This is a genomic window from Candidatus Nitrososphaera evergladensis SR1 (assembly GCF_000730285.1).
Taxonomy (GTDB): Archaea; Thermoproteota; Nitrososphaeria; order Nitrososphaerales; family Nitrososphaeraceae; genus Nitrososphaera; species Nitrososphaera evergladensis.
In genome coordinates this window covers 1,907,125-1,931,338 of the sequence record NZ_CP007174.1, presented here as the reverse complement: position 1 = coordinate 1,931,338, position 24,214 = coordinate 1,907,125, and the positions used below count along the sequence as shown (strand labels likewise).

At 51.9% G+C, this 24,214-nt stretch carries 26 protein-coding genes and 1 tRNA gene; 9 read left to right on the top strand and 18 right to left on the bottom strand.

The window, feature by feature from the left end; genetic code table 11:
• Positions 1-96: 96 nt before the first annotated feature.
• Together NTE_RS10575 and NTE_RS10570 are read left to right on the top strand one after the other, a co-directional pair.
• Entirely contained in the window at positions 97-1,008 is a 912-nt protein-coding gene (locus NTE_RS10575; protein ID WP_158385432.1) for a TrmB family transcriptional regulator, read from the top strand.
• A 129-nt stretch (positions 1,009-1,137) separates the two neighbouring features.
• Positions 1,138-2,817 (top strand): type II/IV secretion system ATPase subunit, encoded by a 1,680-nt coding sequence (locus NTE_RS10570; RefSeq protein ID WP_193354070.1) that lies wholly within the window; start codon positions 1,138-1,140, stop codon positions 2,815-2,817.
• Positions 2,818-2,826: 9 nt separating this feature from the next.
• Here NTE_RS10570 and NTE_RS10565 read toward each other — a convergent pair whose 3' ends face one another.
• The 9 genes from NTE_RS10565 to NTE_RS10525 are packed head-to-tail and all read right to left on the bottom strand — an operon-like array spanning position 2,827 to position 9,786.
• Positions 2,827-3,660 carry a CheR family methyltransferase gene (locus NTE_RS10565; RefSeq protein ID WP_158385429.1) on the bottom strand — a complete coding sequence of 278 codons (834 nt, stop codon included), beginning with the start codon at positions 3,658-3,660 and terminating at the stop codon, positions 2,827-2,829.
• An 8-nt stretch (positions 3,661-3,668) separates the two neighbouring features.
• Positions 3,669-4,178 carry a chemotaxis protein CheD gene (locus NTE_RS10560; RefSeq protein WP_148700983.1) on the bottom strand — a complete coding sequence of 170 codons (510 nt, stop codon included), beginning with the start codon at positions 4,176-4,178 and terminating at the stop codon, positions 3,669-3,671.
• 14 nt (positions 4,179-4,192) lie between these two features.
• On the bottom strand, positions 4,193-4,801 hold the full coding sequence (locus tag NTE_RS10555) for a chemotaxis protein CheC (protein ID WP_158385426.1): 609 nt from the start codon (positions 4,799-4,801) through the stop codon (positions 4,193-4,195).
• An 18-nt stretch (positions 4,802-4,819) separates the two neighbouring features.
• Entirely contained in the window at positions 4,820-6,433 is a 1,614-nt protein-coding gene (locus NTE_RS10550) for a chemotaxis protein CheA (RefSeq protein WP_148700981.1), read from the bottom strand.
• Positions 6,430-7,554, bottom strand: a complete 1,125-nt coding sequence (locus NTE_RS10545; protein WP_148700980.1) for a protein-glutamate methylesterase/protein-glutamine glutaminase — start codon at positions 7,552-7,554, stop codon at positions 6,430-6,432. Before NTE_RS10545 ends, NTE_RS10550 begins: the two co-directional genes overlap by 4 nt.
• Before the next feature lie 11 nt (positions 7,555-7,565).
• Entirely contained in the window at positions 7,566-7,946 is a 381-nt protein-coding gene (locus NTE_RS10540) for a response regulator (RefSeq protein ID WP_148700979.1), read from the bottom strand.
• A gap of 32 nt (positions 7,947-7,978) precedes the next feature.
• The gene (locus NTE_RS10535; protein WP_148700978.1) at positions 7,979-8,482 is read right to left on the bottom strand and encodes a chemotaxis protein CheW; all 504 of its coding nucleotides are present in this window, start codon (positions 8,480-8,482) and stop codon (positions 7,979-7,981) included.
• Positions 8,479-8,661, bottom strand: a complete 183-nt coding sequence (locus NTE_RS10530; protein ID WP_148700977.1) for a hypothetical protein — start codon at positions 8,659-8,661, stop codon at positions 8,479-8,481. The genes NTE_RS10535 and NTE_RS10530 overlap by 4 nt, the downstream gene beginning before the upstream one ends.
• A 42-nt stretch (positions 8,662-8,703) precedes the next feature.
• The gene (locus NTE_RS10525) at positions 8,704-9,786 is read right to left on the bottom strand and encodes a methyl-accepting chemotaxis protein (RefSeq protein WP_148700976.1); all 1,083 of its coding nucleotides are present in this window, start codon (positions 9,784-9,786) and stop codon (positions 8,704-8,706) included.
• Between the two features lie 133 nt (positions 9,787-9,919).
• On the opposite strand from NTE_RS10525, the gene NTE_RS10520 reads away from it, so the two are divergent.
• Together NTE_RS10520 and NTE_RS10515 are read left to right on the top strand one after the other, a co-directional pair.
• Positions 9,920-10,153, top strand: a complete 234-nt coding sequence (locus NTE_RS10520) for a hypothetical protein (protein ID WP_148700975.1) — start codon at positions 9,920-9,922, stop codon at positions 10,151-10,153.
• 69 nt (positions 10,154-10,222) lie between these two features.
• Positions 10,223-10,417, top strand: coding sequence for a hypothetical protein (locus NTE_RS10515; protein ID WP_148700974.1), 195 nt, complete (start codon positions 10,223-10,225; stop codon positions 10,415-10,417).
• A gap of 42 nt (positions 10,418-10,459) precedes the next feature.
• Here the strand turns inward: NTE_RS10515 and NTE_RS10510 are convergent, their stop codons facing one another.
• Entirely contained in the window at positions 10,460-12,739 is a 2,280-nt protein-coding gene (locus NTE_RS10510) for a methyl-accepting chemotaxis protein (RefSeq protein ID WP_148700973.1), read from the bottom strand.
• 239 nt (positions 12,740-12,978) lie between these two features.
• Positions 12,979-14,667 (bottom strand): TrmB family transcriptional regulator, encoded by a 1,689-nt coding sequence (locus NTE_RS10505; protein WP_148700972.1) that lies wholly within the window; start codon positions 14,665-14,667, stop codon positions 12,979-12,981.
• 193 nt (positions 14,668-14,860) lie between these two features.
• Between NTE_RS10505 and NTE_RS10500 the strand changes: the two genes are divergently transcribed.
• Positions 14,861-15,538, top strand: a complete 678-nt coding sequence (locus NTE_RS10500; protein ID WP_148700971.1) for an archaellin/type IV pilin N-terminal domain-containing protein — start codon at positions 14,861-14,863, stop codon at positions 15,536-15,538.
• A 159-nt stretch (positions 15,539-15,697) separates the two neighbouring features.
• Here NTE_RS10500 and NTE_RS10495 read toward each other — a convergent pair whose 3' ends face one another.
• Together NTE_RS10495 and NTE_RS10490 are read right to left on the bottom strand one after the other, a co-directional pair.
• Positions 15,698-16,189 (bottom strand): DUF192 domain-containing protein, encoded by a 492-nt coding sequence (locus NTE_RS10495; RefSeq protein ID WP_158385424.1) that lies wholly within the window; start codon positions 16,187-16,189, stop codon positions 15,698-15,700.
• 61 nt (positions 16,190-16,250) lie between these two features.
• Positions 16,251-16,404 (bottom strand) — tRNA-Leu (locus NTE_RS10490).
• Positions 16,405-16,506: 102 nt separating this feature from the next.
• Here NTE_RS10490 and NTE_RS10485 point away from each other — a divergent pair.
• The 3 genes from NTE_RS10485 to NTE_RS10475 all read left to right on the top strand — a co-directional run bounded on the left by NTE_RS10485 (position 16,507) and on the right by NTE_RS10475 (position 20,007).
• Positions 16,507-16,656, top strand: a complete 150-nt coding sequence (locus NTE_RS10485; RefSeq protein WP_226986959.1) for a hypothetical protein — start codon at positions 16,507-16,509, stop codon at positions 16,654-16,656.
• A 198-nt stretch (positions 16,657-16,854) separates the two neighbouring features.
• The gene (locus NTE_RS10480; protein WP_148700968.1) at positions 16,855-19,488 is read left to right on the top strand and encodes a sensor histidine kinase; all 2,634 of its coding nucleotides are present in this window, start codon (positions 16,855-16,857) and stop codon (positions 19,486-19,488) included.
• Positions 19,489-19,620: 132 nt separating this feature from the next.
• Entirely contained in the window at positions 19,621-20,007 is a 387-nt protein-coding gene (locus NTE_RS10475) for a response regulator (protein ID WP_148700967.1), read from the top strand.
• 60 nt (positions 20,008-20,067) lie between these two features.
• Here NTE_RS10475 and NTE_RS10470 read toward each other — a convergent pair whose 3' ends face one another.
• Together NTE_RS10470 and NTE_RS10465 are read right to left on the bottom strand one after the other, a co-directional pair.
• A complete protein-coding gene (locus NTE_RS10470; protein WP_148700966.1) occupies positions 20,068-20,901 on the bottom strand; it encodes a hypothetical protein in 834 nt (277 codons plus the stop codon).
• Positions 20,902-21,213 carry a hypothetical protein gene (locus NTE_RS10465; RefSeq protein WP_148700965.1) on the bottom strand — a complete coding sequence of 104 codons (312 nt, stop codon included), beginning with the start codon at positions 21,211-21,213 and terminating at the stop codon, positions 20,902-20,904.
• Between the two features lie 104 nt (positions 21,214-21,317).
• Between NTE_RS10465 and NTE_RS10460 the strand changes: the two genes are divergently transcribed.
• Complete coding sequence (locus tag NTE_RS10460; protein ID WP_148700964.1) at positions 21,318-21,887, top strand: 5' nucleotidase, NT5C type; 570 nt, start codon at positions 21,318-21,320, stop codon at positions 21,885-21,887.
• On the opposite strand, the gene NTE_RS10455 is transcribed toward NTE_RS10460, so the two are convergent.
• From NTE_RS10455 to leuD, 3 genes are read right to left on the bottom strand one after another with little or no spacing between them, the layout of a single operon-like run.
• Entirely contained in the window at positions 21,879-22,208 is a 330-nt protein-coding gene (locus NTE_RS10455; protein WP_148700963.1) for a hypothetical protein, read from the bottom strand. The two genes, NTE_RS10460 and NTE_RS10455, sit on opposite strands and share 9 nt — an antisense overlap.
• Complete coding sequence (locus NTE_RS10450; RefSeq protein ID WP_148700962.1) at positions 22,205-23,581, bottom strand: amidophosphoribosyltransferase; 1,377 nt, start codon at positions 23,579-23,581, stop codon at positions 22,205-22,207. The genes NTE_RS10455 and NTE_RS10450 overlap by 4 nt, the downstream gene beginning before the upstream one ends.
• Positions 23,582-23,622: 41 nt before the next feature.
• Positions 23,623-24,213 carry a 3-isopropylmalate dehydratase small subunit gene (gene leuD, locus NTE_RS10445; RefSeq protein ID WP_148700961.1) on the bottom strand — a complete coding sequence of 197 codons (591 nt, stop codon included), beginning with the start codon at positions 24,211-24,213 and terminating at the stop codon, positions 23,623-23,625.
• Position 24,214: the final 1 nt, after the last annotated feature.

Genomic DNA, 24,214 nt, shown 5'->3' with positions numbered 1-24,214 from the left:
ATGACGAACAAAATACGCTACGCGACGTATTTTCATGTATGTAGCTATTCAACTTACAAAGTATTAAATAATTTTTTTCTAGATTGGCCTTCTATAATGGCTTCATCATCAATCAAAAAGGTCTATGACGTCGACCTTGATTTGTCTGAAATCGAGGACAGCTCTATCTATGGCCGCAACAAGATTGACTATGCGTTTGCCAAGTACTTCCTTACCGTCCAGAAAAAGCTTTTGCCTGATCTGCAAAAGCTGGATCTCAGCCTGAACGAAGCAAGGATCCTGCTCTTTCTTATGATCCGCAAGCATTCTACTGCGACTGATGTATCCAAGTATACTGGAATAGGCCGCACGGAAACGTACCACTACCTTTCAAACCTTCTTTCAAAGGGAGTCGTCCTTTCCACTTTTGACAGGCCGCAGAAATACTATGCCCTGCCGTACACAGAGGCAGTCGACTGCCTGGTAAGGGCAAAGCAGAATGCTCTTCGCGCCGTGTCGGAAAACAAGGACGAGCACCAGAACATAATCAACAGCATAGTCGAGGGCATGGTGGTGCCAGAGCAGGGCGGAAAGGAAAGCTACCAGGTCATAGTCGGCGAAGACCCGGTGCACGCCAAGATAGCCAGGATGCTGTCTGCGGCAAAAACTGAAGCTTCTGTGCTCCTTTCTGACAGGTACATGGTCGACCTTTATTATTCTGAAATGACTGACGCCCTGTTCGGTCTGGCAGAAAAGGGGGTAAAGGTCAGGCTCCACACGTCGTGTGCCAAGATATCGAAATTCATAAACGACGAAACAGAAGTCGACATGCGGGCAGTGGGCCTGAAGGTGGTCGATGGCGCAAGCACGCCGGTGGACTTTGTCATAGTCGACGATCAGGAAATGATAATCCTGCTGAACAGCCGCCCGGCGCCGAGCAAAAAGCAAGAGTCTTGCGGCTTTTACACAAACAACCAGTCACTGATAGCGGCCTTCAAGTTCATGTTCAACAAGACTGGTGGCGCTTGACTATCATGCACGTGCACACACACGTGTGTGTGCACGCCATGCCTGCCTCTTTTTGTGGCTGATTTTTTACATACTATTTGTTTTAACCCCGCTGTCTGGTCTCTCATATAGGAGTGCATCGTCGTCGCAATGGAGTTGGCAGCACAGGCTTCTTCTTCTTCTACTATAATTGACAAGAAACTGCTTGAACTGGCCCGGAGAGTTCCACACCTTTCAGACTACCTCCAAAAACTTTCAGGCACAGGCATACCCATGCCGACGTTTTACGAGAAGCTGGACGGGGGCATGAAGAACTTTAAGGTCCTGAACCTTATCTATCCTGTCACAGACCAGATCTGCATACACATCAACAGCATCGGGACAAGCGACGGGTACACGGAATACGTGATCGTGGACCCGCCGGAGCCAAACGTGCTTCTCTCTTCGGCCGTTGACAGGAACTTTGCGATAAACTCTGCCGCGACAGAGCCGGCAAGCGAGTTCCAGCAAAAGATGGTGTACCTTGAAGAATTCCTCAAAAAGATATGCACCATTTCAAAAGCCGAAGTCGACTATGGCAAGCTAGACCCAAAAGCCAAAACCCTGCCGGTGTACGAGAAAGACTTTACAAGTCTTGTTTACCATTTTATACGCAAGCGCGCAGGGCTAGGCCTGCTGGAGCCTTTTCTGACAGACCCGTACCTTGAGGATATCTCTATCATCGGTCAGGGCAACGTGTTTGTGGTGCACAAGGTGTTTGGGCCGCTCAAGTCGCCTGTGTGGCTCACAAACGACGACATTGACGGCTTGGTCATAGGCATGTCGGAGCAGTTTGGCAAGACCGTGTCCCATGCAAGGCCTGTCATCGACGCCACGCTGCCTGAAGGGTCCAGAATCAACATCGTCTTTGGCAAGGACGTCAGCAGAAAGGGCACAAACGCCACAATCAGAAGGTTTGCCAGCGTGCCCCTCTCTATTACGCAGATTATTTCATCCAAGACCCTCGACAAGCGAGAGGCCGCATACATGTGGATGATGGTAAGCGAGGGGATGAGCTGCTTTATCAACGGCGAGACGGCCTCCGGCAAGACAACCACCATGATGGGCATAACGCTGTTCATACCGCCCACCTGGAAGGTGGTCACTATCGAGGACACGCCCGAAATCACGCTCCCGCACAACAACTGGATAAGCGAGGTCACACGGGACACGGGCAGCGCCTCTTCTAGCGTGACCATGTTTGACCTGCTAAAGGCCGCCCTCAGGCAGAGGCCAAATTACATACTTGTGGGCGAGATTAGAGGTGTGGAGGGCAACATTGCTTTTCAGGCCATGCAGACCGGCCATCCTGTCGTCAGCACGTTCCACGCAGCGCAGATGTCAAGTCTTATTCAGAGGCTCACAGGCGACCCCATCAAGGTGCCCAAGCCCAACGTCGAAAACCTAAACATTGCGCTCTTCCAGGCTGCCGTGCAGGGAAAGGAAGGCAAGCCGATAAGGAGGGTGCTGTCGATAAACGAGATAGTGGGCTACAACAGCGGAAGCGACTCGGTGATGTTTATCCCGATCTTTACGTGGGATCCGTCCACCGATTCTGTTACGTTCAGGGGAAGGGGCAGCAGCAACCTGTTTGTTTCAAAGTTGCTCCTGAAGAGGGGAATGGCGCGAAAAGACGAGGGCCTCCTGTACGACGAGCTGGAACTGCGTGCGGCTTTTCTTGAAAGGCTAATTCAGAAAAAGATATTCAACTATTACGAAGTGTACGACCACCTGGTAAAGACAAGGGAAATCGGGCTGGAAGCGGCGTATAAAGAACTTGGCAAGATGTAACTTGTTGCACTATCGTCTTTTTTTGCGGTAGATCCTTTCCTTTGGCATGACCGTCTCAAACAAGGCAGACGATTCGCCCATCACCGCTTCTGACTGGCCCAGGATGAAGTAGCCGCCGTCTATTAGGCTCTTGTGGAACTTTGTCAGGATCTTGAGCTGCATGTCCTTGTCAAAGTACATCAGGACGTTTCTGCAAAATATGGCGTCGACCTGCTGCGGGGCATTCATGGTAGCCAGATTGCCAATGTCAAAATCGATCATGTTTTTCAGTTTTTCAGATACCTGGTGCTTGCCGTTTGGCAGGTGCGTGAAATACTTTGCCAATATGTCTTCCGGCACGTTTGCCAGCCTGGCCGCATCGTATCTTCCAAGCCTGGCGGCTTCGATGGACTTGCTGCTAAAGTCGGTGGCTATTATTCTTCCTCTAAATCCTGCAAGGCTTTCTGCAGCCTCTGAAAACATGATTGCAAGGGCATAGGCTTCCTCGCCGGACGCGCAGCCGGCGCTCCATACCTTGATTTCGCCTCTTCCTCCTGCCGCAATGTGCATGTCCGGTATTATATGGGAATAAAATGCGTTGTAAAAGTCGACGTCTCTAAAGAATTCCGTCACGTTGATGGAAAACGTTGCCAAAAGCGAGTGGAATTCTGACGGGTCGCTGTCCAGCAATAGCGCGTACTGCGAGTAGTCGCTTATGCCCCTTGCCTTTAGCCTTATGTCAAGCCTCCTTTTCAAAAAATTCTCCTTGTACTGCCTGAGATCTACTCCCCTTTCAAGCACCCTTTCTACCACCATGCTTGAGCCCAGATCCGCGCCTGCTTTTGCTGCTGAAGCTGATGTCATGCCGCGAATCATAGCACCTTTTCACCGCTGTTTCTCATGCTCACGACTACGCGTCCAGAATTCAGGTTGAACCTGACCCACCGGCCGTGGTTCAGCCCGACGTCTTCCCCTGCTATCTTGATCCCTTTCTGGGTCAAGAGACGCTTGATGGACTCTGTGTTCCTTGAGCCTATGCTGAACATGTCGTCGCTGCTTCCTTCATGCGAAAATATCTTGGCGCCGCCGGCAATCTTGGCTACAAGCCTGCCCGGCAGAGCTCCCTTTTCGACCATCATCCTAAGGGTATTTTCAAGTGCCTCGTCTGCGTACTTGGCGCTTTCATCTGCAGAAGAAGGAGAATCATTATAGCTATTTCTGCTTCCATTTTCTGGGAGCATGATATGAGCCATCCCACCGACTTTGGACCGCGGGTCATAGAGGCACAGGGCTATGCACGACCCGACAAAGGTGGTAAGAACAGTGTCTTTTTTGTCAGCCACGTACAGCTCTCCCATCCCTACACTGGTTTCTGCATCCATGGGGACTCAAACCCTCATTCCTTCGCATGTGCAAGCAGTTTCTTTATGTCCTCTGGGCCAAAGAACAGGAATATGTAGACCCTGACATTGCTTTTCAGGCTGCGAAGCTCGACGCCTGCAAGAATAAGGCTGTTTGTCCTTGCCGCAATTTCTGATATCGGGTCGCCAAGGATCGCTCCGAGGGACTCGATTGCAAAACCGGGCACCGAGCAGTCTATCCTGAACCCTGTGGAATTTGAGATGGCATTCAGGAACGACCCTGCCAAGAGTATGTTGCCCACCTCCGCAAGCGACGACTTGCCAAGCGTGTCCAGCCGGTCCATTGCCTCCTTGCCCAAAAGGCGCGCGGCAAGGGTCAGCGCCTGGGACTCTTGCATGAAGAGGAGCATCCCTATGTGCACATCTCCTTCCGCCCTCAGGTAGATAGCGCACATCTCCTGGTTCATGAACGGCAGGAGGATGCCGTCAATGTCCTGCAGGTGCAGCATGTTCATGCTGCGCACAGAGTATTCGACTTCCTCGCCCAGGATCATCGAAAATGCCGGCATCGTCTTTGTACGTATGTACGAGTTCAGCAGTTCCTTCAGTGTTTTCAGTTCCATTTCACTTAGTGATGTCATCATGACCATTATCCTCCATATCTACAGCCGCGCCGGGTCCAGTATCAGCGCCACCTTCCCGTCGCCAAGTATCGTAGCTTCAGACGACACTGAAGATGGGGCACTGGAACTATCCAGGCGCTTTACGACTATCTCCTGTTTGCTCTCAAACTCGTCAACGATAAGGCCGTACGGCCTGCCGTTCTTGTTTACTATTACAACCGTCAGGTAGCGGTTGTCGTCATCATCATTATTGTTGTCAGCCTGCTGCTGTTGCTGTTGGGATATCCCCAAGGTCTTGCCCGTCCTGAGCAGAGGGACCACCTGTTCTCTGAACAGTATCACTTCTTTGCCGTGGACTATTCTGACGTCTTTTTTGTCCACGCGCATCGTGGAAATGACGCTTGACAGTGGCAGCACGTACTTTTCGTTGCTTATCGTGACCAAAAGCCCGCCTATTATGGCAAGGCTGAGTGGTATTATCATGGTAAAGCGCGTTCCCTGGCCCTTTTTGGTTTCAATCTTGACCTGGCCTCCAACTGACTCGATCTGGCTGAACACGACGTCCATGCCGACTCCGCGGCCGGATATGTCGGTGACCTGCTTTGCGGTGGACAGGCCCGGGGTGCCTAGCAGGTCAAGGACGTCCTGCTCTGACATCGAGTCTGCCTCTTCCTTGGTGACTATTTTTTTCTCTATTGCCTTTGCCTTGACCTTTTCAAGATCTATGCCCCTGCCGTCGTCTTCAACGGTTATCATGACCCTGTCGCCCACCTTTGAAGCGATCAGCTTGATTGTTCCAGTCTGAGGCTTGCCGGCGGCCTCTCTTTCTTCCGGCATTTCTATGGCGTGGTCCGCGGCGTTTCTCAGCATGTGGAGGAGCGGATCGGTGATGGCGTCAAGGACGGTGCGGTCAAGCTCTATCCCAAGACCCTCAATTTCCAGTTTTACGCTCTTGCCCTGACTTGAAGAAAGGTCCCTTATCATGCGGGGGAACCTGTTAAAGATCTGCTCAACCGGCACCAGCCTCAGCTTCATGGTCTGGTACTGCAGGTCAGAGACGAGCCTTCCAAGGCTCATAAAGGTATGCCGCACCCTGTTGTCAGTCGTGGTGTTGCCGACCATCTGCTCAAGGCGCATCTTGGCTATCAAAAGCTCGCCCACGAGGTCCACGAGCGCGTCCAGATCCTGCATCTTGACCCTTATGGTCTGGGGGAGGGCAGAATGCTGCTGTTGCTGTTGCTGTTGAGAGGCGCCCTCTTGGCCTGCGGCGTTGCCGCCGCCCATCGCCGCGGGGTTGCGCAGGTCGCTTAGGTACTGCTCGATGTTTACCTTCTTGTTCTCGTCGTCTACCATCTCTTGCACGGCGTCAAAGCACTTGAAGAGGTAGCTGGCCATCTCTGACGACATCTTTTCTTCGCCTTTGCGGAACTTGTCAAACAGCTCCTCGATTGCCTTGCAAAGCTCCTTTATCTGGTCATAGCCCATAGTCGCTGCCATTCCCTTGAGCGTGTGGGCCGAGCGGAAAGCGGAATCTAGGTGCTCCTTGTTCTTTGGATCTTCTTCGAGCTTTAGGAGCGCTTGGTTCATGTTCTGCACGTGTTCGTGCGCCTCCTGCACAAAGAGGTCCCTGTACGCAGATTTGTCGTCGCTCATTGTACGCTTGCCACCATCCTCTCGATCTCTTCTGGTATCAACTCTGTTGGAAGCAGCCGGTCCACTGCGTCCATCTCTGCCGCCGCCTTGGCCATGCCAAAGACGACCGAAGAAGACTCGTCCTGGCCGACAGTCATCCCGCCCTTTCTTTTGATCATCTTCATGCCAAAGGCTCCGTCATGCCCCATGCCTGTCAGCAGCACCCCGACAGTCTTGCGGCCATACACCTGCGAGGCAGAAACCATGCTCATGTTTATGGCCGGCCTGACCCCGAACCTTCTTGGAGACTTGTTAAGCTCCACTACGCGAGACGGCTTGACCAGCAGGTGGTAGTCCCCCGGCGCAAGCAGCGCCGTGCCTGGCCTGATGGCGTCACCTTCTCTTGCCTCCCGTACTGGCATCTTGGAAATCCCGTTAAGGCGGTCTGCAAAGCTCTTTGTGAATCCTTCGGGCATGTGCTGCACTATGAGGACTCCTGCCGGCAAGTCTGCAGAAAGCCTGGACATTATTTCGCCTACCACGCCTGGGCCTCCTGTGGAAGCGCCAATGACCACAACTGCAGAATCTTCATGGCCATTGGCCATAGTCTTTAAAGAAGGCGGCGTACGAGCACGTACAGCCGTGCTTGCTTGCTTGCGCGCAGCCTTTGCCATCTTCAGCCGCAGGCGGTTTTTTGTCTGCGCGGCTATCTCTAACTTTGATACAAGCGTGCTGCGGAGGTCGCGCATCTTTTCTGGGTCGTCCTGCGGTATTGGCACAAAGTCCACTGCGCCCATTTCCAAAGCGTCAAAGACCACGTCCGCTCCTTTTTGCCCGTAGCTACTCACAAGGACCACTGGCAGAGGGTCTGCGGGCATGACGTTTTCTATGAACGAAAGCCCGTCCATGTTGGGCATCTCCAAGTCAAGGAGCACTACATCCGGCCTGCTCTTGCGGACCTTCCTCAAGGCATCGACTCCGTCGTTTGCGGTGTCAGACACCTGGAGCCTCTGGCTTGTGGATATCAAGTCGCTAAACAGGCTGCGCATGTACATCGAATCGTTGACTATCATGACCTGAATCTTGTCGTTACTACTGCTACTATTGCCGCTTGCAAAGGCTGTGGATGACGAAGTCATCATTTTCCTGCCAGTCACCTGCCCCTCATGACCTTGTTCAGCACCGCAGCCACCATTGCCCTGTCAAACGGCTTGACCACATAGTCCTTGGCGCCGACCTTGATGGCCTCCTGCATGATCTGCTTTTGCTCAACAGAAGTGACCATGATTATCTTGGCCGTAGGGTCTATCGAGATTATCGACTTGAGCGCCTGTATGCCGTCTGTTCCGGGCATGTTGATGTCCATCGTGACAAGGTCTGGCTTGTTCTTGCGGTACGCGTCTATAGCGGCAGCGCCGTCGCCTGCTTCAAGTATGTTTGTAAAACCGTTGGACTGGAGTATGTCTTTGAGTATCGTCCTCATAAAGAGAGCGTCGTCAACCACGAGGATTTTTGTCGAACTTCTTGATGACATTTTGTCTTTTTTGCCCCTCCTGTATGTGTGTTCTATGTTGCCTGGCTGCCGCCGCTATTGCCCTCGCCAAGCAGCATCTTCAGGTCAAGTATGACGACAAGCCTGTCTTGGATCTTGGCTATCCCCTTGACGTACGGGGACGTTTCCGCAACGCTGGCAGGGTTTGGCTCGATGTTGCTTGCGGATATGCGTATGACCTCGTCCACTTCGTCCACAAGCAGGCCTGTGAGTGTCGAACCCACTCCCACTATCAGGATTCTTGTGTAGGCGTTGACCTCCTTTATGGCCTGAAAGCCAAGTTTCTGCTTGACGTCAATTATGGTGATTATCTTGCCGCGCAGGTTCATGACTCCCTTTACGTACGCCGGAGCGTTTGGCACCATGCTGATGTTTTCCAAAAGCCCGATCTCTTGGACCTGGCCCACCTCGACCCCATAGTCCATTCTCCTTGACATCCCTTCTTCAAAAAGGCTGAATACTAGAATCTGCGACGAGCCGTCTGCCGCCGCTGCCAGGGCCGTTGACGCTGCGCTCATGATGTGCGCCGTCCCTCCTTCAGCATGTGCGGGGTGCGATTATGACGCATCTTTTTGCTGTTGTTTGTTATACGCGTTATCGTTCTTTTGTTGCTGCCGACGACGACCATCTCACTCACGTTTATCCTGTAGGCGCTGGCGTTAATATGGCCAAGTATGTCAAATCGCGCACGTGACAAACCGCCAGCCGACCGCGCAAAAATAACCTGCATGGTGGAAAATCACCTTGAATTCAGCTTTTGGATGACTATTGAATGCCAGCCAGAAGAATAGGTTTCATAGCCGGTTGAAGCCGCGTACGCGATGCAGGAATCGTTGTCGTTGTACTTTTTCATCACAAAACCCTTGCTTGTGCCATACACCTCTGCGTCTCCGGCAAAGTGTATGCTGTCTTCAAGCACCTTGCCGTCGGTGTCCGCAAGGACGGTGCCTTTTCCGTCTACTATGCAAACCCTGCTGTTGGCTTTTTCTTCCCTGCTCAAAGGAGTCTTGTTGACGATCTCTTGCGCCAGCGCCTCCCAGTTGAACACCGTTCCAAGGACGCCAAGCACCTTGCCGTTGCTCTGGCAGTTTTCCCTGACGCAGCATGAAAAGATGACAGCCATCTGGTCGTTTACCAGAGGAGACCTGTGTACCGCCTGGAATCCAAACTGGTCGTTTGAAGCGGTGCTCATGGCCGATTCAAACCACGCGGCGTTGCGCTGGTTCGTTCCCTGCGACCTGAACTGCTGCGGCCTGCCGTTTGCAATGACGTTTCCGTCAATGTCGCACAGGACCAGGTCGAAATATACCGTATAAGCATCCAGTATCACCCCAAGGCGCGTAGATGCCATGTCGCGCCCTTCCTGCGTCTTTTCAGATAGCGCCGCGACCATGCTTGCGTCTTTTGCCCACCAGCGGACGTCGCACGACCTTTCGTACAGGTTGCGGTCTATGAGGTCGATGTTGGTCAAGGCAAGATCAGAGAGCCGTACGCCCCTGATGTTTGTCGCCTGCATCTTGATAAGGTTCTTTAGCTCACTTATGGTGCCCCTGCTTTCTTTTCTCAGCTTGTCAGTGGTGTCTACTATTTTTCGAGAAAGCCTGCTCATCTCCTCGGCCACAACGCTAAAGGCCTTGCCAGCCTCCCCCGCTCTGCTTGCCTCTATCAACGCGTTTATGGCAAGGACCTGAGTTTCCCCGTTGATGTGGTCAATCTCGTTGATTGCAGTCTCTGTCTTTGACGAAAGCATCTCAGACAGCTTGGCCACGGTCTCTAGCGAAGAGTTGTCCCTGGTGTTTTCCTGTGCATGTTCCACGTGCATATAAGGTTGGCAGTAGACAAATGGCGATTAAAAGAAAAGTATGTCTAATACGGTTTGACAACCGCCGCGCGCAAGTGGCCCGGTAAAAAAGTATATAACAATTGGGCTGTCAAAAAACATACGTACAAGTACATTGAGAAAGAGCGCCTCCCGTGGGATTCTGTACCTTGTCGCCTACTGCATCCTTGGGTTTTACACGTTCTTTACAGCCATGTACCATATGGCCGACCTGGCGGCCAGGCTGGGCCTAGATACTCAGAGCAACCCCGTCGCGTTTGTCGCTCTAAAGTTCCGGGCGAGCATGGACTGCCGGGACTATGTGGCCCAGACAAGCGACGAGTCGTGCTACTTGAAGTGGCATGTCTAGTGTACGGGTTTGTTATAGAGAATACTATAATAAAATTCAAATATACGATTTTGTTGGTTGCCTGCATTGATGATGAAAGAAAATGGTAATAGTGGTAACAGTAGCGGTGAGCGGGAAATGATGTACCAGGAGTTCAGGCAGCTGGGCATTCCTGTGGACGAATTTTATCTGCTTTCAAATTCTGCGCTAAAGCACCTTCTTGATTCAATACGAGAAGCAATCGTGGAATACCGCAATAGTGCCAGGCTTTCAAGCGACGCCTGATTCCTGGCACTGCGGAAAAAAGGGACTGTGGTTATTTTACCCCTAGTTCACTGCTTCTTCTTCTTCCTTATCTCCTCCCCTTCCATGTAATACTTTGATCTGGCCAAGCATGGGCTTCTGGCCCTCCTTCTTTACTACAAAAGGAGCCTTTAGCTTGAGCGGCTTGCGTCCTCCTGACTTGGCTGTTTCTTCAGCAGCAGAGGCAGCAGGGACGGAAGAGGCGGTTGCTTTTTTTTCTTCTTTTTCTTGCTGCTCGTCATCCGCGTGGTCGGTCTTGAACTTGGTTATCAGACCCTGCGACTTTTCGGCTATCTTGGCAAGCTCTTGCGCCGCGTTTGTGACTTCTTGCATGCTGGCCGTCTGCTGCTCTGTCGCCGCTGAAACCTCTTCTGCCGAGGCTGCGGTTTCTTCGGCAACTGATGCCACCTCTGCGGTCAGCTTGGTGACGTTTTCAGCCGCCCTGACCTGGTTCTGGGTGCTCGACGCTATTTCCTGAACCCTCTTGGCAGTCTGCAGCGCCTCCGTGGATATGGCCTCAAGGGACGAGAGGGCCCTGTTTATGATGTCTGTTCCCTCGTACACTTCCTTGGAGCCGGACTCGATGTTCTGCACCGACGCCTCGATGGTCGTCTTGATTTCGTCTACCAGCTTGGCTATCTCTTCAGATGCCTTGAGCGACCCTTCGGCCAAGCGCTTTACCTCGTCTGCCACGACGGCAAAGCCCTTGCCCGCCTCTCCTGCCCTGGCAGCCTCTATGGCGGCGTTTAGGGCAAGAAGGTTGGTCTTGTCAGAGATGGTGTTGATGACGCCAAGGGCAGATGCAATCTGGGCAGACTTTTCGCTTATTCCCTTGATGTCTGATACTGCCTTGCTGACAAAGTCGTGTATCTTTGTCATCCTCTGTGCCGCGTCAGAAGCGGCCGTTTGGCCTGCCTGCGCCGTCTTGCCTGTCTGCATGGCCTGCCCTGCGACTTCTTCTGCTGACCTGGACACGCCTTTCATGGTAGTCCTTAGATCTTCTGCGATCCTGTTGTTCTCTTCAAGCCTCTTGGCCTGGTCCTGCGTTCCCTTTGCGATCTGCTGTACGCTAGTTGATACCTGGTTGATGGATGCGTTCACTTCCTCGGTCGACGCGGCCATCTGCTCTGCAGTGGATGAGATGGTGATTGAATTGTCCTGGGCCTGCCTCACAAGTTCGCGTATGCTTGCGACCATGTCGGTAAACGACTTGGAAAGCACGCCGATCTCGTCCTTGGACCTTATTTCGCCCATCTTTACGGTCAGGTTGCCCTCGCTTACACGCTGCGCCGCCTTGCTGATGACGGCTATTGGCCTTGAAATCGACCGCGAAATGAAAAACGCCGCGACGCCTACTGCTCCCATTATAGGCCCTCCAAGCAGGAGGTACTGGTTCTGTAGCTGCGTGATTGGCGCGTTGATCTCTGCGACATCATACTCTGCAAGCAGCACCATGCCTGCTTCCTTTACGCAAGCCGAGGCGCCATAGACTGGTATTCCCCTATAGTCTGGGTAGATGCCGTTTACAGTTGTGCCTTTCTCAAAGCACTCCGTGACTGGCAGGGTGTTGACCCTCTGGTTAAATGCGGCCCCCTGGACGAACCTTGACTCTGATATCATCAGGCCCTCGCTGTTTACGAGGTACGTCTCGCCAGTTTCGCCAAGACCCTCCCTGTTCAGAAGAATTTGCGATGCAACGTGGGTTGGCACGCTGGTGTACACCACGCCTATTACGTCCTGTCCGCCGTGTGCGGTCACCGGGACCAGTACCGTGCGGGCGCCCTCCTTCTTGTCTGCGTCGTACTCTACAAACGACACCGGCTGCTGCTTTGCCTTTTGGAAGGTCGCATCCTGCGCAAGGTTCTTTCCTACCTCTGAACTGTCGGAGGAAAAGAATACCGTGCCCTTCATTGAAACCATCTTTATCTTGTAGAATCCGTCGTTTCCTCCTGTCGCTTCCTTGAACTCGGAAAATTCGCCAAGAAGGGTGTTCGATGCCTCTTTCAGTTGCGATTCGTCAACGCCAGTCCCTGCTTCTTTGGCATTGTAGAGCTGGAACAGGTCTTGTACCTTTTCTCCTGCGGCAAAGGTTGACGCTTGCTGTACGCGCATTTCGTTCAGGATTTCCACTGCCTCTGCCCTGCTTACCGCAAGCGAATGCAGCTCGTTGCTTATCTTGTTACTCAGTGCTCCCTGGGCGGCGTTGAAGCTGAGCATGGCGATTGCCACTAGCGGAACTACGGACATTGCTACAAAGAGGGAGATCAGACGCCCGTTCAGGCTGTGAGAAAGAGGATTCTTCATTATTCGTGCCCGCCTCCCTTACGCAGGGCGTTGAGCCCAAAAACGTGTTGCTGTCGTTGTTGTCGTGATATTTTTTCGTGTTGTTGTCTATGATGATGTACGATGGTATCTTTGAGACTGGCTTTACTCATGGCGTAATATCGTCTATGATTTACGGGCCCAAGGATAAAACGGGGATTGTGTCAAAATCCGTACGGACATACATGCAAACGCGTGCAAAAATATGCACACGAACCCACTTAATCAATTAATGCTGTCGTGGTAATCTGCTGTTGTTTAGGCTGCTGCTTCATTCCCAGCATCTTTCTGAGCGTCTTTTCGGCGTCTTGTGCACTTGCAATCGTGATATCGCTGTTGAGGGACCTTGCTGGCGCCTGCACCTGTGCAGGGTCAAAAAGCGTGACTAGGAGTTTGTGGTCTGCCTTTATGTCCATGCACTTGACGACAAATCCTATCACTGCCGTCTGCAGGTCGGGCTTTTCAATACCGGCTATGTCGACTACGACGGCAGCAGCGGCCGCGTCGTGCTCTCCTGCAGCAGCCACGATGGAAAACTCGTGCACAAGGCCGCTTGTGCCTTTTATCGCCTTTTGAATCTTAAAGCCCGCGCTTTCAAGCGTCCGGCGCATTTGCAATGCCATCTCTTCGGCCTTTGCCTGTGCCTCCACAAGCGCTATCCTGTCAGCCATTTCAGTTGATGAAGAAGACCAGAGGTTGTCAAACATTATCCTGTAATGCTCGACATAGTCGCGCACGTTTGACCATATCGCGCTCTGGCTGCGGCTCTTCGCTCCTCCGGCCGCCGGCGTAAGCATGACTTCCTCTCCGTCGACGATTGTGATGTTGACCCCTGCCTTTGCGTCTATGTGCCGGACCTTGCACTTGTTGCCGCCAAGGTCTTTTACGTCGCCAAGGGATGAGTTGTCGATTGCAGTCAGGACCTGCATGTCCACCTTTCTGCCCGCCCACGCAAGCGCATCGCTTGCAAGGGGTCCAAAAAACTCGGTATCGTACGGAACAGAGACGTGCAACACCTTCTTTTTGGCCCTTGAAAGCATACCCTTGTAGAACTCGCCTATCGACTGCGTGCCCCTGACTATGAGGATGTCCTGGAGGGCCTTGCCCCCTTCCTTCATGATGTTTATCCTTGTCTGGGCGCTGATGGCGTTTTCCCAGCTTTCGCCCAAGAGTCCTTTTATTCCTGCCACAAAATTCTTGCCGTTCATCCACAGGGCCACGTCTGACGCCCCTTCTGCCCTCGTCGTGGCCGACACCACAAGCTCTGATTCGTCAATGACGAGCAGGATGCTCATTCCGGGAATCCTGGTGTGTCTGATGTCTGCATATCCAGCGTAGTCCTTGACAGTCGCTGCAAGCGAGTAGTCTACGTCTGTCAGTATCCTGACCTTTACTCCCCTCTTTCTTGCCTTTGAAAGCTCCTCAAGAACGTCCGTGTAGTAGATCTTTCTCAGATCCTCCCGCTCGATATATGCTAGGATTTCCGTGCCGGCAGAGGCGGCCATCTTGGCTATCCACGGATAGATCTGCTGCTTGCCCTGGATTATCCTGTACTTGGCCTCAATCTGCGGCCTTGCCTGCAGCTTGAACCGGGCAAGCTCCTTCATGACCTCCTCACGTGCGACCTGCATCGTCTCTAGCTTCCTTGCCGCATGCTCTATCAGCCTTTCAATTGCGCTGTCCGGAGGAATGGCAGAAAAAATGACCGGTCTGCCCATGGTGGACTCTACTATGCTCATTTCTTGCAGCCTGTCAAGTATCCTGTATACCTTTATCCTGGCAAGCCCAGACGACCTTGCAAGGTCTCCTGCCTTGGATTCTCCTGCCAGGTACAGGTCTCTTAGGACCGCAGCCTCTTCTTCAGAGAGTCCAAGATCTACAAATCTTTTGGTAACATTTTCAAGCGACACGCCGGTATGTTTTCTCGGTGGCTATCCGCATTTTACAAGGTTTGCATGAATATTCATATACATGCGACGAGCGTCCGCGCACAAGGCGCAGCAGAGCCTGTTGCGAGAGTAGTGGTGGTAGGACCTGCCTTTTTTAGCTCGTTCTGGAGTACATACTTGAGCTTAATTCTGCAGAGCCCTAATCCAGTGCCATATGAAGAAGTCAAAACAAAGGCAAAAGCTCAGGCGTGGCGTGATCGGCATTGAATCCGCAATAGTGCTGATCGCCTTTGTCATGGTGGCAGCAGCTCTCTCGTTTGTCATCTTGAACATGGGTTTCTCAACCACGCAAAAGGCAAAGACTACGATTGCGTCAGGACTGGACGAGGCAAGCAGCGCAATGGAAATCACGGGCGGAGTGACGGGCCACGGAAACGTTACGCAGAACAGGCTCACCTACTACGCCGTGCCCATAAAGGTCTCGCCAGGCGGACAGTCTGTAAACGTCGAGACAGGCAACACCGCCATAAGGTACTACAGCAAGAACCTCGTCTTTGAGAGCACCTACAGGGGAATACTCACAAACGGCACATACTCCAACAGCACGGCAGCCATCGTGGCAGCCAAAAACGCCGGCATGATAAACCAGCTTCCGTGGGCTGGGAACGGCCTGAACGAGACATCTGCCATAGTCTACTTTACCGTCAACAAGAACAACAATTCCATCCTTGACATCGGTGAGAACGCCGTGGTGCTCATGATGTTCAAAAATAGCGACCGGCCGACTTCGCTGGACACCGTCAATACCGAAGTAATCGTGCCCACCGGTGCGCTCCTCTCTGTAAAGAGGATGGTTCCATCGATCTCTGACACGGTGGTTGAATTGGGCTAGCTGCATAAACACACAAACAAACTGGGCGCCGGCCACTCCGCGCCACCTTCTGACTTCCAATGGCCGGCGCCCGTCCTTCTCCTCTCGCTCTTGATATGAAAGTAAAATATAACATTCTCGTGCAGAAAATCCTGAACAATATTGTTATTATAATAATAATCAGGCTGAGATGATGTTCATCTTGGTGCCAATGTCTATTCTGTGCGCGTCTGCAAACCCTGCGGTCCCTGCCAAAATGTACATCGCTGGCTTGGTCGTCTTGTACGTGCAGCCCTGCTGGTCAAGCACGTTTCCGCACGGCGGAACGTCTTTTTTCATATAGACTGCGTTGCCATCCTTGTCAAACCATATCAGGTCAAGGTTATAGTTTACGTTGAGCATCCATATGTCGTAGAGGTCGGGCTTGTCGTACTTCAACAGCATGGCAGTGTCAGTTGGCAGCATGTCCTGCCTAAAAGTGAGCCAGCGCTGCTTTTCTGCAATCGACTGCGCAATCTCGACCGTTATCACGTCGTCGTTTATGCGCACCGTGCCCTTTGGAAAATCCGGGCTTCTGTTTTTGATGTCCTGCGGGATAAACACAAGCCCAAGCCCACCCACTGCCACGGCGGCGATTATGACCGGGATGAGGACTGCCGACTTGCGCGCCACGTTTTTGGGTGGGCCAAAAAAAGGATTTGAACCTTTGTTTTTTATTTTTTTAAAAGGAATGTGGTGGAGGGGGTGGGATTTGAACCCACGAACCCCTGAGGGACGGGATCACCCATCCCGCGCTCGTGTGTCGGTGTTGCGGGAGTAAATGATGTCGCCTGTGCGCGCATCTGATCTTGAGTCCTGCGCGTTTGACCGGGCTTCGCTACCCCTCCACGAAGTAGTGCGTGTGTGCGTAGGTGCCTTGCTCTTTTGTCCTTATTTCATGCTTGCGCCTTAAAGTTAATGTGGCAGTACATACAACCGTTAATGGGAGAATGGCAAAACCCGAGACCGTAAACAGGCTTTGCATAAAGTGCCATACAAAGACTGTACATGAAGTTCGCGACAGGACCGTTGCAGGCACCAAGGTGGTGTGTACGGATTGTGGATTTTCTCAAGTCGTGACAAAACTTGAAACCACCTGACTTTTATTGTTTAAATAATAATAGTAGGAATTAGAACGGGTAATCCGCCCGCATACGTGGTGTGTGTATATGTACGTCTGCATTTACGACAGTAACTAGTTGTGTACACGCTTGCGTGTATGTATGCGTCCTTGGCCTAGAACAATTAGTCACAAGATCTTATATCTTGCTCTCACTGAACCTAGTTAGTACACGAGTTTGGAGCCTGATGTCAAGACCGAAGTGTTCTATGGTGTCGAAAATACGATCAAGGCCATACGACGGTTTCAATCAAATGCCAAGAAAACGTGGTGCGTTTGTGCGGATAAGACAATACCCACACTTTCCGCCAGCGACAAACTTCGAAAAGGCTATCTTGATGGCAAGGCAAGAGGGGTCAAGATAAGGTATCTTACAGAGATAACAAAAGAAAATCTTGAACGCTGCAAAAAAGTAATGGAAGTCGCAGAGCTTCGACATTTAGCGGGGATAACTGGAAGCTTTGCAGTCAGCGAGTCCGAATATGCCGGAGCTTTCAAGCAAAGCCTGGCTTCAGAACCATTTGATGTAGTTGTCTATAGCAACATGCCGGAGCTGGTGGAGCAGCAACAGAATATTTTTGACATATTTTGGAGCAACGCAATTCCCGCGGAGCAGAAGATAAGAGAACTGGAAGAAAATATACCAGCTACCAAGACTGAAGTGCTGCGCGAGGCAAAAGATACGACAGAAAGGGTGATGCATTTTTTTCTCAATTGCCGTGAAAGGATGGACGCCTGCGCGAATTCAACCGCGCCGTCTATTGCTATCTCAGTATTCAAGGATGCCTATGAGAACATGAAAAAGAGAGGCGTCAAGACAAGATGGGTAACAGAGATAACCCGTGACAATCTCCCTTATTGCAAAAAGCTGATGGAATATGCGCAAGTGCGCCATGTGGACGGATTTTACGGCAATTTCGGAGTCAGCGAAACAGAGTATATCTCGGCCACCACTGTAATCGAGGCCCAGCCCGTGCCAGCGTTGATGTATAGCAACTCAAAGGAAATGGTGGAGCAGCAGCAATACATCTTTGACAGCTTTTGGAAAAAGGCGATTCCTGCGGAGCAGAGAATCAGGGAAATTGAAGAAGGAATATTATTTCCTGTAGAAACCAAAGTCCTGAAGGATCTCGAGGATATCCGCGGCAGAATCATCGCGCTGCATGATAACTCTGGCGAAGTAATGGTTGCCGCAAATACTGGCGCACTGCATCTCGTCCACAACCAGTTTTTTGGCATCTACAAAAAGCTGATGGCAAAGAAGGCCAACGACAAGCATAAAGGCATCAGGTGGGCTATGTTTATCGATAAAGACAGCATTGACATTGTCAAGACATTTCTTGACATTGGCATGGAAATAAGACACGTGAAAAACATGCCGTCAATGTACTTTGCAGTCAGCGACAAAATGTACAACGCCACAATCGAGACGATGGATGGCGGAAAGATGGTTCAAACCTTGTTGACCAGCACGGAGCCATTGTATGTCCAGCATTTCAAATCCGTGTTTGAAGAATTGTGGAAAAGCGGAGCCGATGCCAGAAAAAGGATCCAAGACATTGAAGCCGGGATCAACGAAGAGACTGAAGTAATATCCAGTCAGTACCAGACAGAGCGCGTCTACAAGGCCATTGTAAACGAAGCCAGTCACGAAATCATGCTAATCCTGCCAACAGCCAACGCGTTTGCAAGGGATAAAAGAATAGGGATAATCGGTTCATTAAAAGAAGCGTCATCAAAAAAAGGCACAAGAGTAAGGGTGTTGGTTTACGCCAAAGAAGATGCGAACAAGCAAGATATTATTGACTTGGAATCGCAAGGCATCCTGGTTAACGATCTTTCAATCAAGCCCGCGCAAAAAGCAATAGAAGAAGGCGCTCCAAGAATGACTGTTGTAATCATTGACAATAGGACATCGCTGGTTATTGAGCTAAAAGATGACGAGAAAGAAAGCTTTGCTGATGCCGTTGGAACGTCTGTTTTTTCAACCAGCAGATCCATCGTCCTTTCTTATGCCAGGATATTTGAGAGCCTCTGGCTCGAAACTCGCCTTGTTGCAAAATTGCAGGAATCAGACAGGTTGCAGCGCGAGTTTATCAACATTGCCGCGCACGAACTAAGGACGCCTGTCCAGCCAATTCTGGCAGTAATCGAGCTGCTAAAAGGCAGATTTGCCAATGGCAATGCGGCCAACGTAGAACTTACAACCACGCAGCTGGCAATAATGGACAGAAACGCCAGGCGGCTTCAAAAGCTGTCTTCTGAAATCCTGGACGCCACGAGGATTGAAGCAGGCACGCTCAGGATGGATATGGAAGTGATGGACATCAATGAGAAGATGAAAAACATGATTGCAGATGCCAAAAGTTGGATTCCTCAAGGTCAAAGCATAGACATACAATTCAAGCCATTATCGGATGAATCAGGAAATCCTATCCCGCTGCTTGTCAAGGCCGACAAACTGCGAATGTTTGAAGTCATTTCTAATCTGATTAGAAACGCAATCAAGTTTTCAGCCGAAGGCGATGTCATTACAATTATGACGGACAGAAAGGATAGCGACGATGATGATGGCATGGCAGTTGTTATATCAGTCAAAGACTGCGGAGCAGGGATAAGCGCAGAGGTGCTTCCAAGGCTGTTTACCAAGTTTTCAGCCGACAGGGAAAGGGGAGGCACGGGCCTTGGCCTTTTCATTGCAAAAAACATCGTCGAAGCTCACGGTGGAAGGATATGGGCGGAGAACAACAACAGCTCTAATGATGAAAAAGGAGCGACTTTTGCCTTTACTTTGCCCATACACAAACCATAGGCGCAAGCAGATACGCGTGAAGAAAGAACTTTTTATGTAGAGTTTTTCCAAATACGGGAAGAGACAAGGATGGATGTTTAATACCAAGAAGCACGGGAATGTATGGTATAATCATGGGGGTCGTTTTTCAACATGGAGCAATCAGGCACCAAGAGTATTTTGATAGTTGACGACGAGAAGGACATCCTGACGGTCATCGAGCAGATGCTCCAAGAGTTAAACATAATCGTGGATTCATTTACAAATCCAAAAAAAGCTCTCGAGTGGTTCCAGACTAACCCTACAAAATACGACCTGATAATCTCGGACTTTCGCATGCCGCAAATGTCCGGTCTTGATTTTATTCACGGCATCAGGCAGCTTAACTCGGCAGTAAATATCGTTGTAATGTCGGCATTTGATCCTTCCAAGGAAGAGATAGATTCTGCCAAAAGCCAATTAAGAGTCAGCGAAATAATAACAAAGCCATTTAACCTGGCCCAGTTCTTGGATCTCATAAAAAGAAATATGGGTCCGTAATCCAGGGTGTCCTGCCGGCAGCAGCTATGACTGTCAATTACTGTTGCTCTCTCTTTCTCTTTACAGGTTATCCTGCTGCCAGATCTTTTTTGCCCGGCCCTTGTCGAATATGAAAAACCTGTTGTGCCAGAAAAGCGTCGCGGCCATGATGATGTAGCTTGCATTGTACAGGGGATCCCAGTGCCATATCAGGCCGTCAAGGCCGGAGGCAGTATAATACGCAAAGCCCACGTCAGCGACCGCAAATATTGCAAGTGACGCAGAGAGAAAAGCCCACGGAGTAGAAGTGAGCTTGCCGCGGCGAAAGTTTGCAAGGAGCATGACGGCAGGGGCAAGCAGCAGCCCGTCAAGCACCACGTACGCAAGACTTAACGCAAGTGCAAGCGGCTCCTCGCCCCCTCCTCCTACTTGCACGGACGCACCGACTACTGCCATGCAGGTGTACGCCACAAACGCAGACGTGACGGCCACCACCAAGGCAAGCGTTTTCTTGCCTGCAGAAAAGAACCGGTACGTCTTGAGCAGGTGGTAGGCCATCGGCCCGTAGCCAGCCATCCACAGCGCGTCGGCAGGCGACGGGTAGGGCACTTCTATCCCTGCGCCAAGCTGATAGTACGTCCACAAAAGCTCTGCGGCAAACCAAAGCGCCAGCCCGAAGGCAAATGCGGCAGTGGTCTTGCCGTACAGGCCGCCTGCGCCCTGCCGGAATGATGCGACAAGCGCCATGCCAAGGGCCGCGCCTGCGGCGATGTTTATGGTCCAGTTTGTGAAAAATGGCCGCAAGTCGTCGCCTGAAAACACTATGAGCAAGGTCGCGACGACAGTCGCCAGCGCGATGGTCCCCGCAAGCCGCCTGCGCACAGACGCAGGGTCAAAAGCGCCCCGCCCGTGCAACTAGTGCGCCACCTTTTGCGCGACTTCAAGCACCTTTAACACCTTTTCAAGGGCAGGATCGCGCGGGTCAGTGGGTACGTCCAGCTGGAGCTCAAGGACCATCGAGCGGGCGGCAATCTCCATGATGATGTCTGCCCCGCTGTCACCTATCATGTCTGCAAGGGCTGGATAGAACTTGCGTATGTCAAATGTCTCAGGAACCATCTCCACGCCGGCGTTGCTTAGGTGCCACACGATCGACTGCATTGTCGGCTCGCCAAGCGTTGAAAGTGCCTCCCACGCGCATTTCAACAGCACCGCCTGCGGATTCATATATAGAAATGATACAGAGAGTTATAAAAAGCAGCATATGTATGTGCGCATGCAGCTGGCATTTCTATAAATAAGCAATGGGATAACTCGGCTGCGTTTCCATCATGTCCGGCGACAATAACACTTTTTCACGCGCAGTCAAGACGGTCGCAATTGACGTCGACTCGGTGCTTGCAGACGTGATGCTCGTCTGGGCAGACGAGTACAACATGCGCAGAAACGCCAAGATAACCAAGCAGGACATCATAAGATGGGACATACCAACGGTCCTGCCGATAACCCCTGAAGACGTCTACAAATATTTCAGCCACGTCTGGAAGAGTCGCTGGCGCGAGATCCCGCCGACAGAGCCGGGCATCGGCGCCGTCACCAAGCGCATCCACCGCAAAGGCTACAGGATATCGATAATCACGAAAAGGGAGAGGCCGACGGTGGCGTACGTGGCAAAGTGGCTGGACATGCACAAGGTATTTGCCGACGACCTGTTGTTCATCTACGACGCAGTCCCGAAGGCAAACTACCCGTTTGACGTGCTCATCGACGACGCGCCAAAGAACATAATCGATGTCGTCAAGCCAAAATCGGCGATACTGTTCAACCAGCCGTGGAACCGCGACTTTGACTGGCCCATCCGCGTCAGCAGCCTGTCGGAGGCAGAAGAAAAGCTACTCTGAAAGCGCAATCAGGGCGCGGTTGATAAGGGCGGACAGGCCGACGTACTGCAGGAGCATCGTGACGGCAGAGTCAAACGCGTCCGGCCCGCGAAAGCCCTCGTCGTACTTCATCTCCACCGTGCCCCTGTCAGTATGGACGATTGCGATCAAGAGAGAGTAGTCGCCCAGCTTTTCGTCTGTGCGCTCGACGTACTGGCACATCTCTACCTTTGTAATTACAAAGCCCTGATTCTGCATCGCCATGTCTGACATCAGGACCTTTGATTTTGCAGGCGGGCCCCTTATCCGGCCCGGCTCGACGTCGCTTTTTGTTATCGTCATTTGTAGTCGAGGAACCTGACCCACTCTGGGAACCATAGGTTGTGCTCCGGCACGCCGATGCCCTTTGCAAGGACTGATGGCGAATTGTAATAGACAGAGTCTGCGCCAAGCTCCTTTGCGATGTTCTGGTTCAACTCGTTTATCGATGACACTTCGCCTACGTACTTGTTGGCCACAAGGTCGCGGTTGTGCGTGTACAGGCCAACCTGCCTGCCGTCCACGGTCGGCACGTAACTAACGACAACGTCTATCCTCCTTGCGCCGGCATTTTTCAAATAGTAGATGGTTTCCCGGGCAGTGGCGCTTGTCTGTATCGTGCCCTGCACGGTCGCAATGTTCTTGCCCTTGACCAGCGGCTGCATCACGAACTTGAGCGACCTGCCCGTCGTGAGCAGCTTGTTCTTGCTGTCCTGCTCTGAAAAGTCAATCATGTTGTCCGAGTCGTCGTACCTGTCTTTTATGACGCCCTCTGCAATGTCAAAGGGCGGAAAGTGCTTCCTGTACGCAAGGCCAAAGCCAAGCGCCATCGGGCGGGTATAGTCAGGCTCCGCATAAGCGGAGTCAAGGTCTGCCACCTTCAGGTCAAGCGAGAGCATGTTGGCCTGCTCTTTTCCGATGCTCTTTCGTATCTCGTAGATGCTCTTGCCGCCAAGGGTTGCCACCACGTTTGACTCGCGTATAAACTCAAACGGGTCCATCATGAGTTTCGAGTCGTGGCTTGTGGCAATAACCTCAAGGCCTGCGCGCTTGCTCAGCTTTAGCAGCTGGCCGGGCTTTATCTCGGAAAACTCCATGTCGATAAGCGACGCCCGGAGCGAGTTCTCAGAGGCGACAATGTTTAGCGTCCTGTCCTTTCGCGACGCCGTGACAAGGGGCTTAAAGCCGGTGCTGTCCCGGTACGCGTACACCTCATCTTCAAGTTTTACCAGCAGGTTTCCGCGCAGGTGCCTGTCGAGGAACTCGACTGCCCTGTCAGGGTCTTTTTTCAAGAGCGTCACAAAGATATGGTAGATCTTGAAGAGCGAGTCAGAGTGCTTTGCCGGCCCGATGTATGGATGCAGATGCAGTTTTTCAGTGTCCACGAAAAACCCGTCAAACGCCACCTGGGCAGACTGCATGCTTGCAAAGGGAGGCGACCTCTTTAGCAAATAGCCGATGCCGCATACGCCGGCCAGCTTTTCCCTGTGCGCCACCTTTAGTATCGCGTCGTCTGCAGGAAGCGAGCCTTCTGCGCCGGCAGACCCGCTTCCGACCATCATACGCCAGTACGCCTTGCCGCGGTGCTGCAGCATGCGCATGGCGTGCGCAAGGTAATAGACCACGGCCTGCCTTGGCTCCGTGCCGTGGTTGTAGATGGCGACTATGCCGGCCATTTGTACGCTGCAGTTCTGGAGGAGTTTAGATAAAAATCTTGTCAGAGAGAAGGCGCAAAAGTCTGCCTTTGCCGCTCGTACTTTGATATCTCGCTGTCAAGCTTGAGCGTAAGGCCGATGCTGTCAAGGCCTTCAAGCAAGAGTTTCTTTCGGAAGTCATCTATTTCAAAGTGCATCTCCTTTTGGCCTGCCCTCACCGTCTGCTTGGCAAGGTCTATTTCTATTTCCAAGCCGTCGTCCTGAAAGAGGTAGTCGACCTCTTGCGCTGCAAGCCTGACCGGCAGGACGCCGTTTTTGAAGCAGTTGTTGTAGAAAATGTCTGCAAAAGACGGCGCTACCACTGCCCTAAAGCCATAGTCAAGTATAGCCCATGCAGCGTGCTCGCGTGAACTGCCGCTGCCAAAATTGTCACGGGCAAGCAGTATCTGCCTTCCCTTGTACTTGGGGTCGTTTAGCACGAAATCCGGCCGGGGCCTGCCTTCTGCGTCGAATCGCCAGTCGTAAAAGAGGTACTGGCCAAACCCCGAGCGGCTTACAAGCTTCAAGAACTGCTTTGGCACTATCTGGTCGGTGTCGACGTTTACCCTGTCAAGGGGCGTCGCCTTGCTCTTCAATACGGTAAATGGTTCCATG

Bases quoted from the DNA above. Each gene is read 5' to 3' on its own strand.
- NTE_RS10575 (WP_158385432.1), top strand. From the start codon at position 97: ATGGCTTCATCATCAATCAAAAAGGTCTATGACGTCGACCTTGATTTG.
- NTE_RS10570 (WP_193354070.1), top strand. From the start codon at position 1,138: ATGGAGTTGGCAGCACAGGCTTCTTCTTCTTCTACTATAATTGACAAG.
- NTE_RS10565 (WP_158385429.1), bottom strand. From the start codon at position 3,660: ATGACATCAGCTTCAGCAGCAAAAGCAGGCGCGGATCTGGGCTCAAGC.
- NTE_RS10560 (WP_148700983.1), bottom strand. From the start codon at position 4,178: ATGGATGCAGAAACCAGTGTAGGGATGGGAGAGCTGTACGTGGCTGAC.
- NTE_RS10555 (WP_158385426.1), bottom strand. From the start codon at position 4,801: ATGATGACATCACTAAGTGAAATGGAACTGAAAACACTGAAGGAACTG.
- NTE_RS10550 (WP_148700981.1), bottom strand. From the start codon at position 6,433: ATGAGCGACGACAAATCTGCGTACAGGGACCTCTTTGTGCAGGAGGCG.
- NTE_RS10545 (WP_148700980.1), bottom strand. From the start codon at position 7,554: ATGATGACTTCGTCATCCACAGCCTTTGCAAGCGGCAATAGTAGCAGT.
- NTE_RS10540 (WP_148700979.1), bottom strand. From the start codon at position 7,946: ATGTCATCAAGAAGTTCGACAAAAATCCTCGTGGTTGACGACGCTCTC.
- NTE_RS10535 (WP_148700978.1), bottom strand. From the start codon at position 8,482: ATGAGCGCAGCGTCAACGGCCCTGGCAGCGGCGGCAGACGGCTCGTCG.
- NTE_RS10525 (WP_148700976.1), bottom strand. From the start codon at position 9,786: ATGCACGTGGAACATGCACAGGAAAACACCAGGGACAACTCTTCGCTA.
- NTE_RS10515 (WP_148700974.1), top strand. From the start codon at position 10,223: ATGATGAAAGAAAATGGTAATAGTGGTAACAGTAGCGGTGAGCGGGAA.
- NTE_RS10510 (WP_148700973.1), bottom strand. From the start codon at position 12,739: ATGAAGAATCCTCTTTCTCACAGCCTGAACGGGCGTCTGATCTCCCTC.
- NTE_RS10500 (WP_148700971.1), top strand. From the start codon at position 14,861: ATGAAGAAGTCAAAACAAAGGCAAAAGCTCAGGCGTGGCGTGATCGGC.
- NTE_RS10485 (WP_226986959.1), top strand. From the start codon at position 16,507: ATGGCAAAACCCGAGACCGTAAACAGGCTTTGCATAAAGTGCCATACA.
- NTE_RS10475 (WP_148700967.1), top strand. From the start codon at position 19,621: ATGGAGCAATCAGGCACCAAGAGTATTTTGATAGTTGACGACGAGAAG.
- NTE_RS10465 (WP_148700965.1), bottom strand. From the start codon at position 21,213: ATGAATCCGCAGGCGGTGCTGTTGAAATGCGCGTGGGAGGCACTTTCA.
- NTE_RS10460 (WP_148700964.1), top strand. From the start codon at position 21,318: ATGTCCGGCGACAATAACACTTTTTCACGCGCAGTCAAGACGGTCGCA.
- NTE_RS10455 (WP_148700963.1), bottom strand. From the start codon at position 22,208: ATGACGATAACAAAAAGCGACGTCGAGCCGGGCCGGATAAGGGGCCCG.
- NTE_RS10450 (WP_148700962.1), bottom strand. From the start codon at position 23,581: ATGGCCGGCATAGTCGCCATCTACAACCACGGCACGGAGCCAAGGCAG.
- leuD (WP_148700961.1), bottom strand. From the start codon at position 24,213: ATGGAACCATTTACCGTATTGAAGAGCAAGGCGACGCCCCTTGACAGG.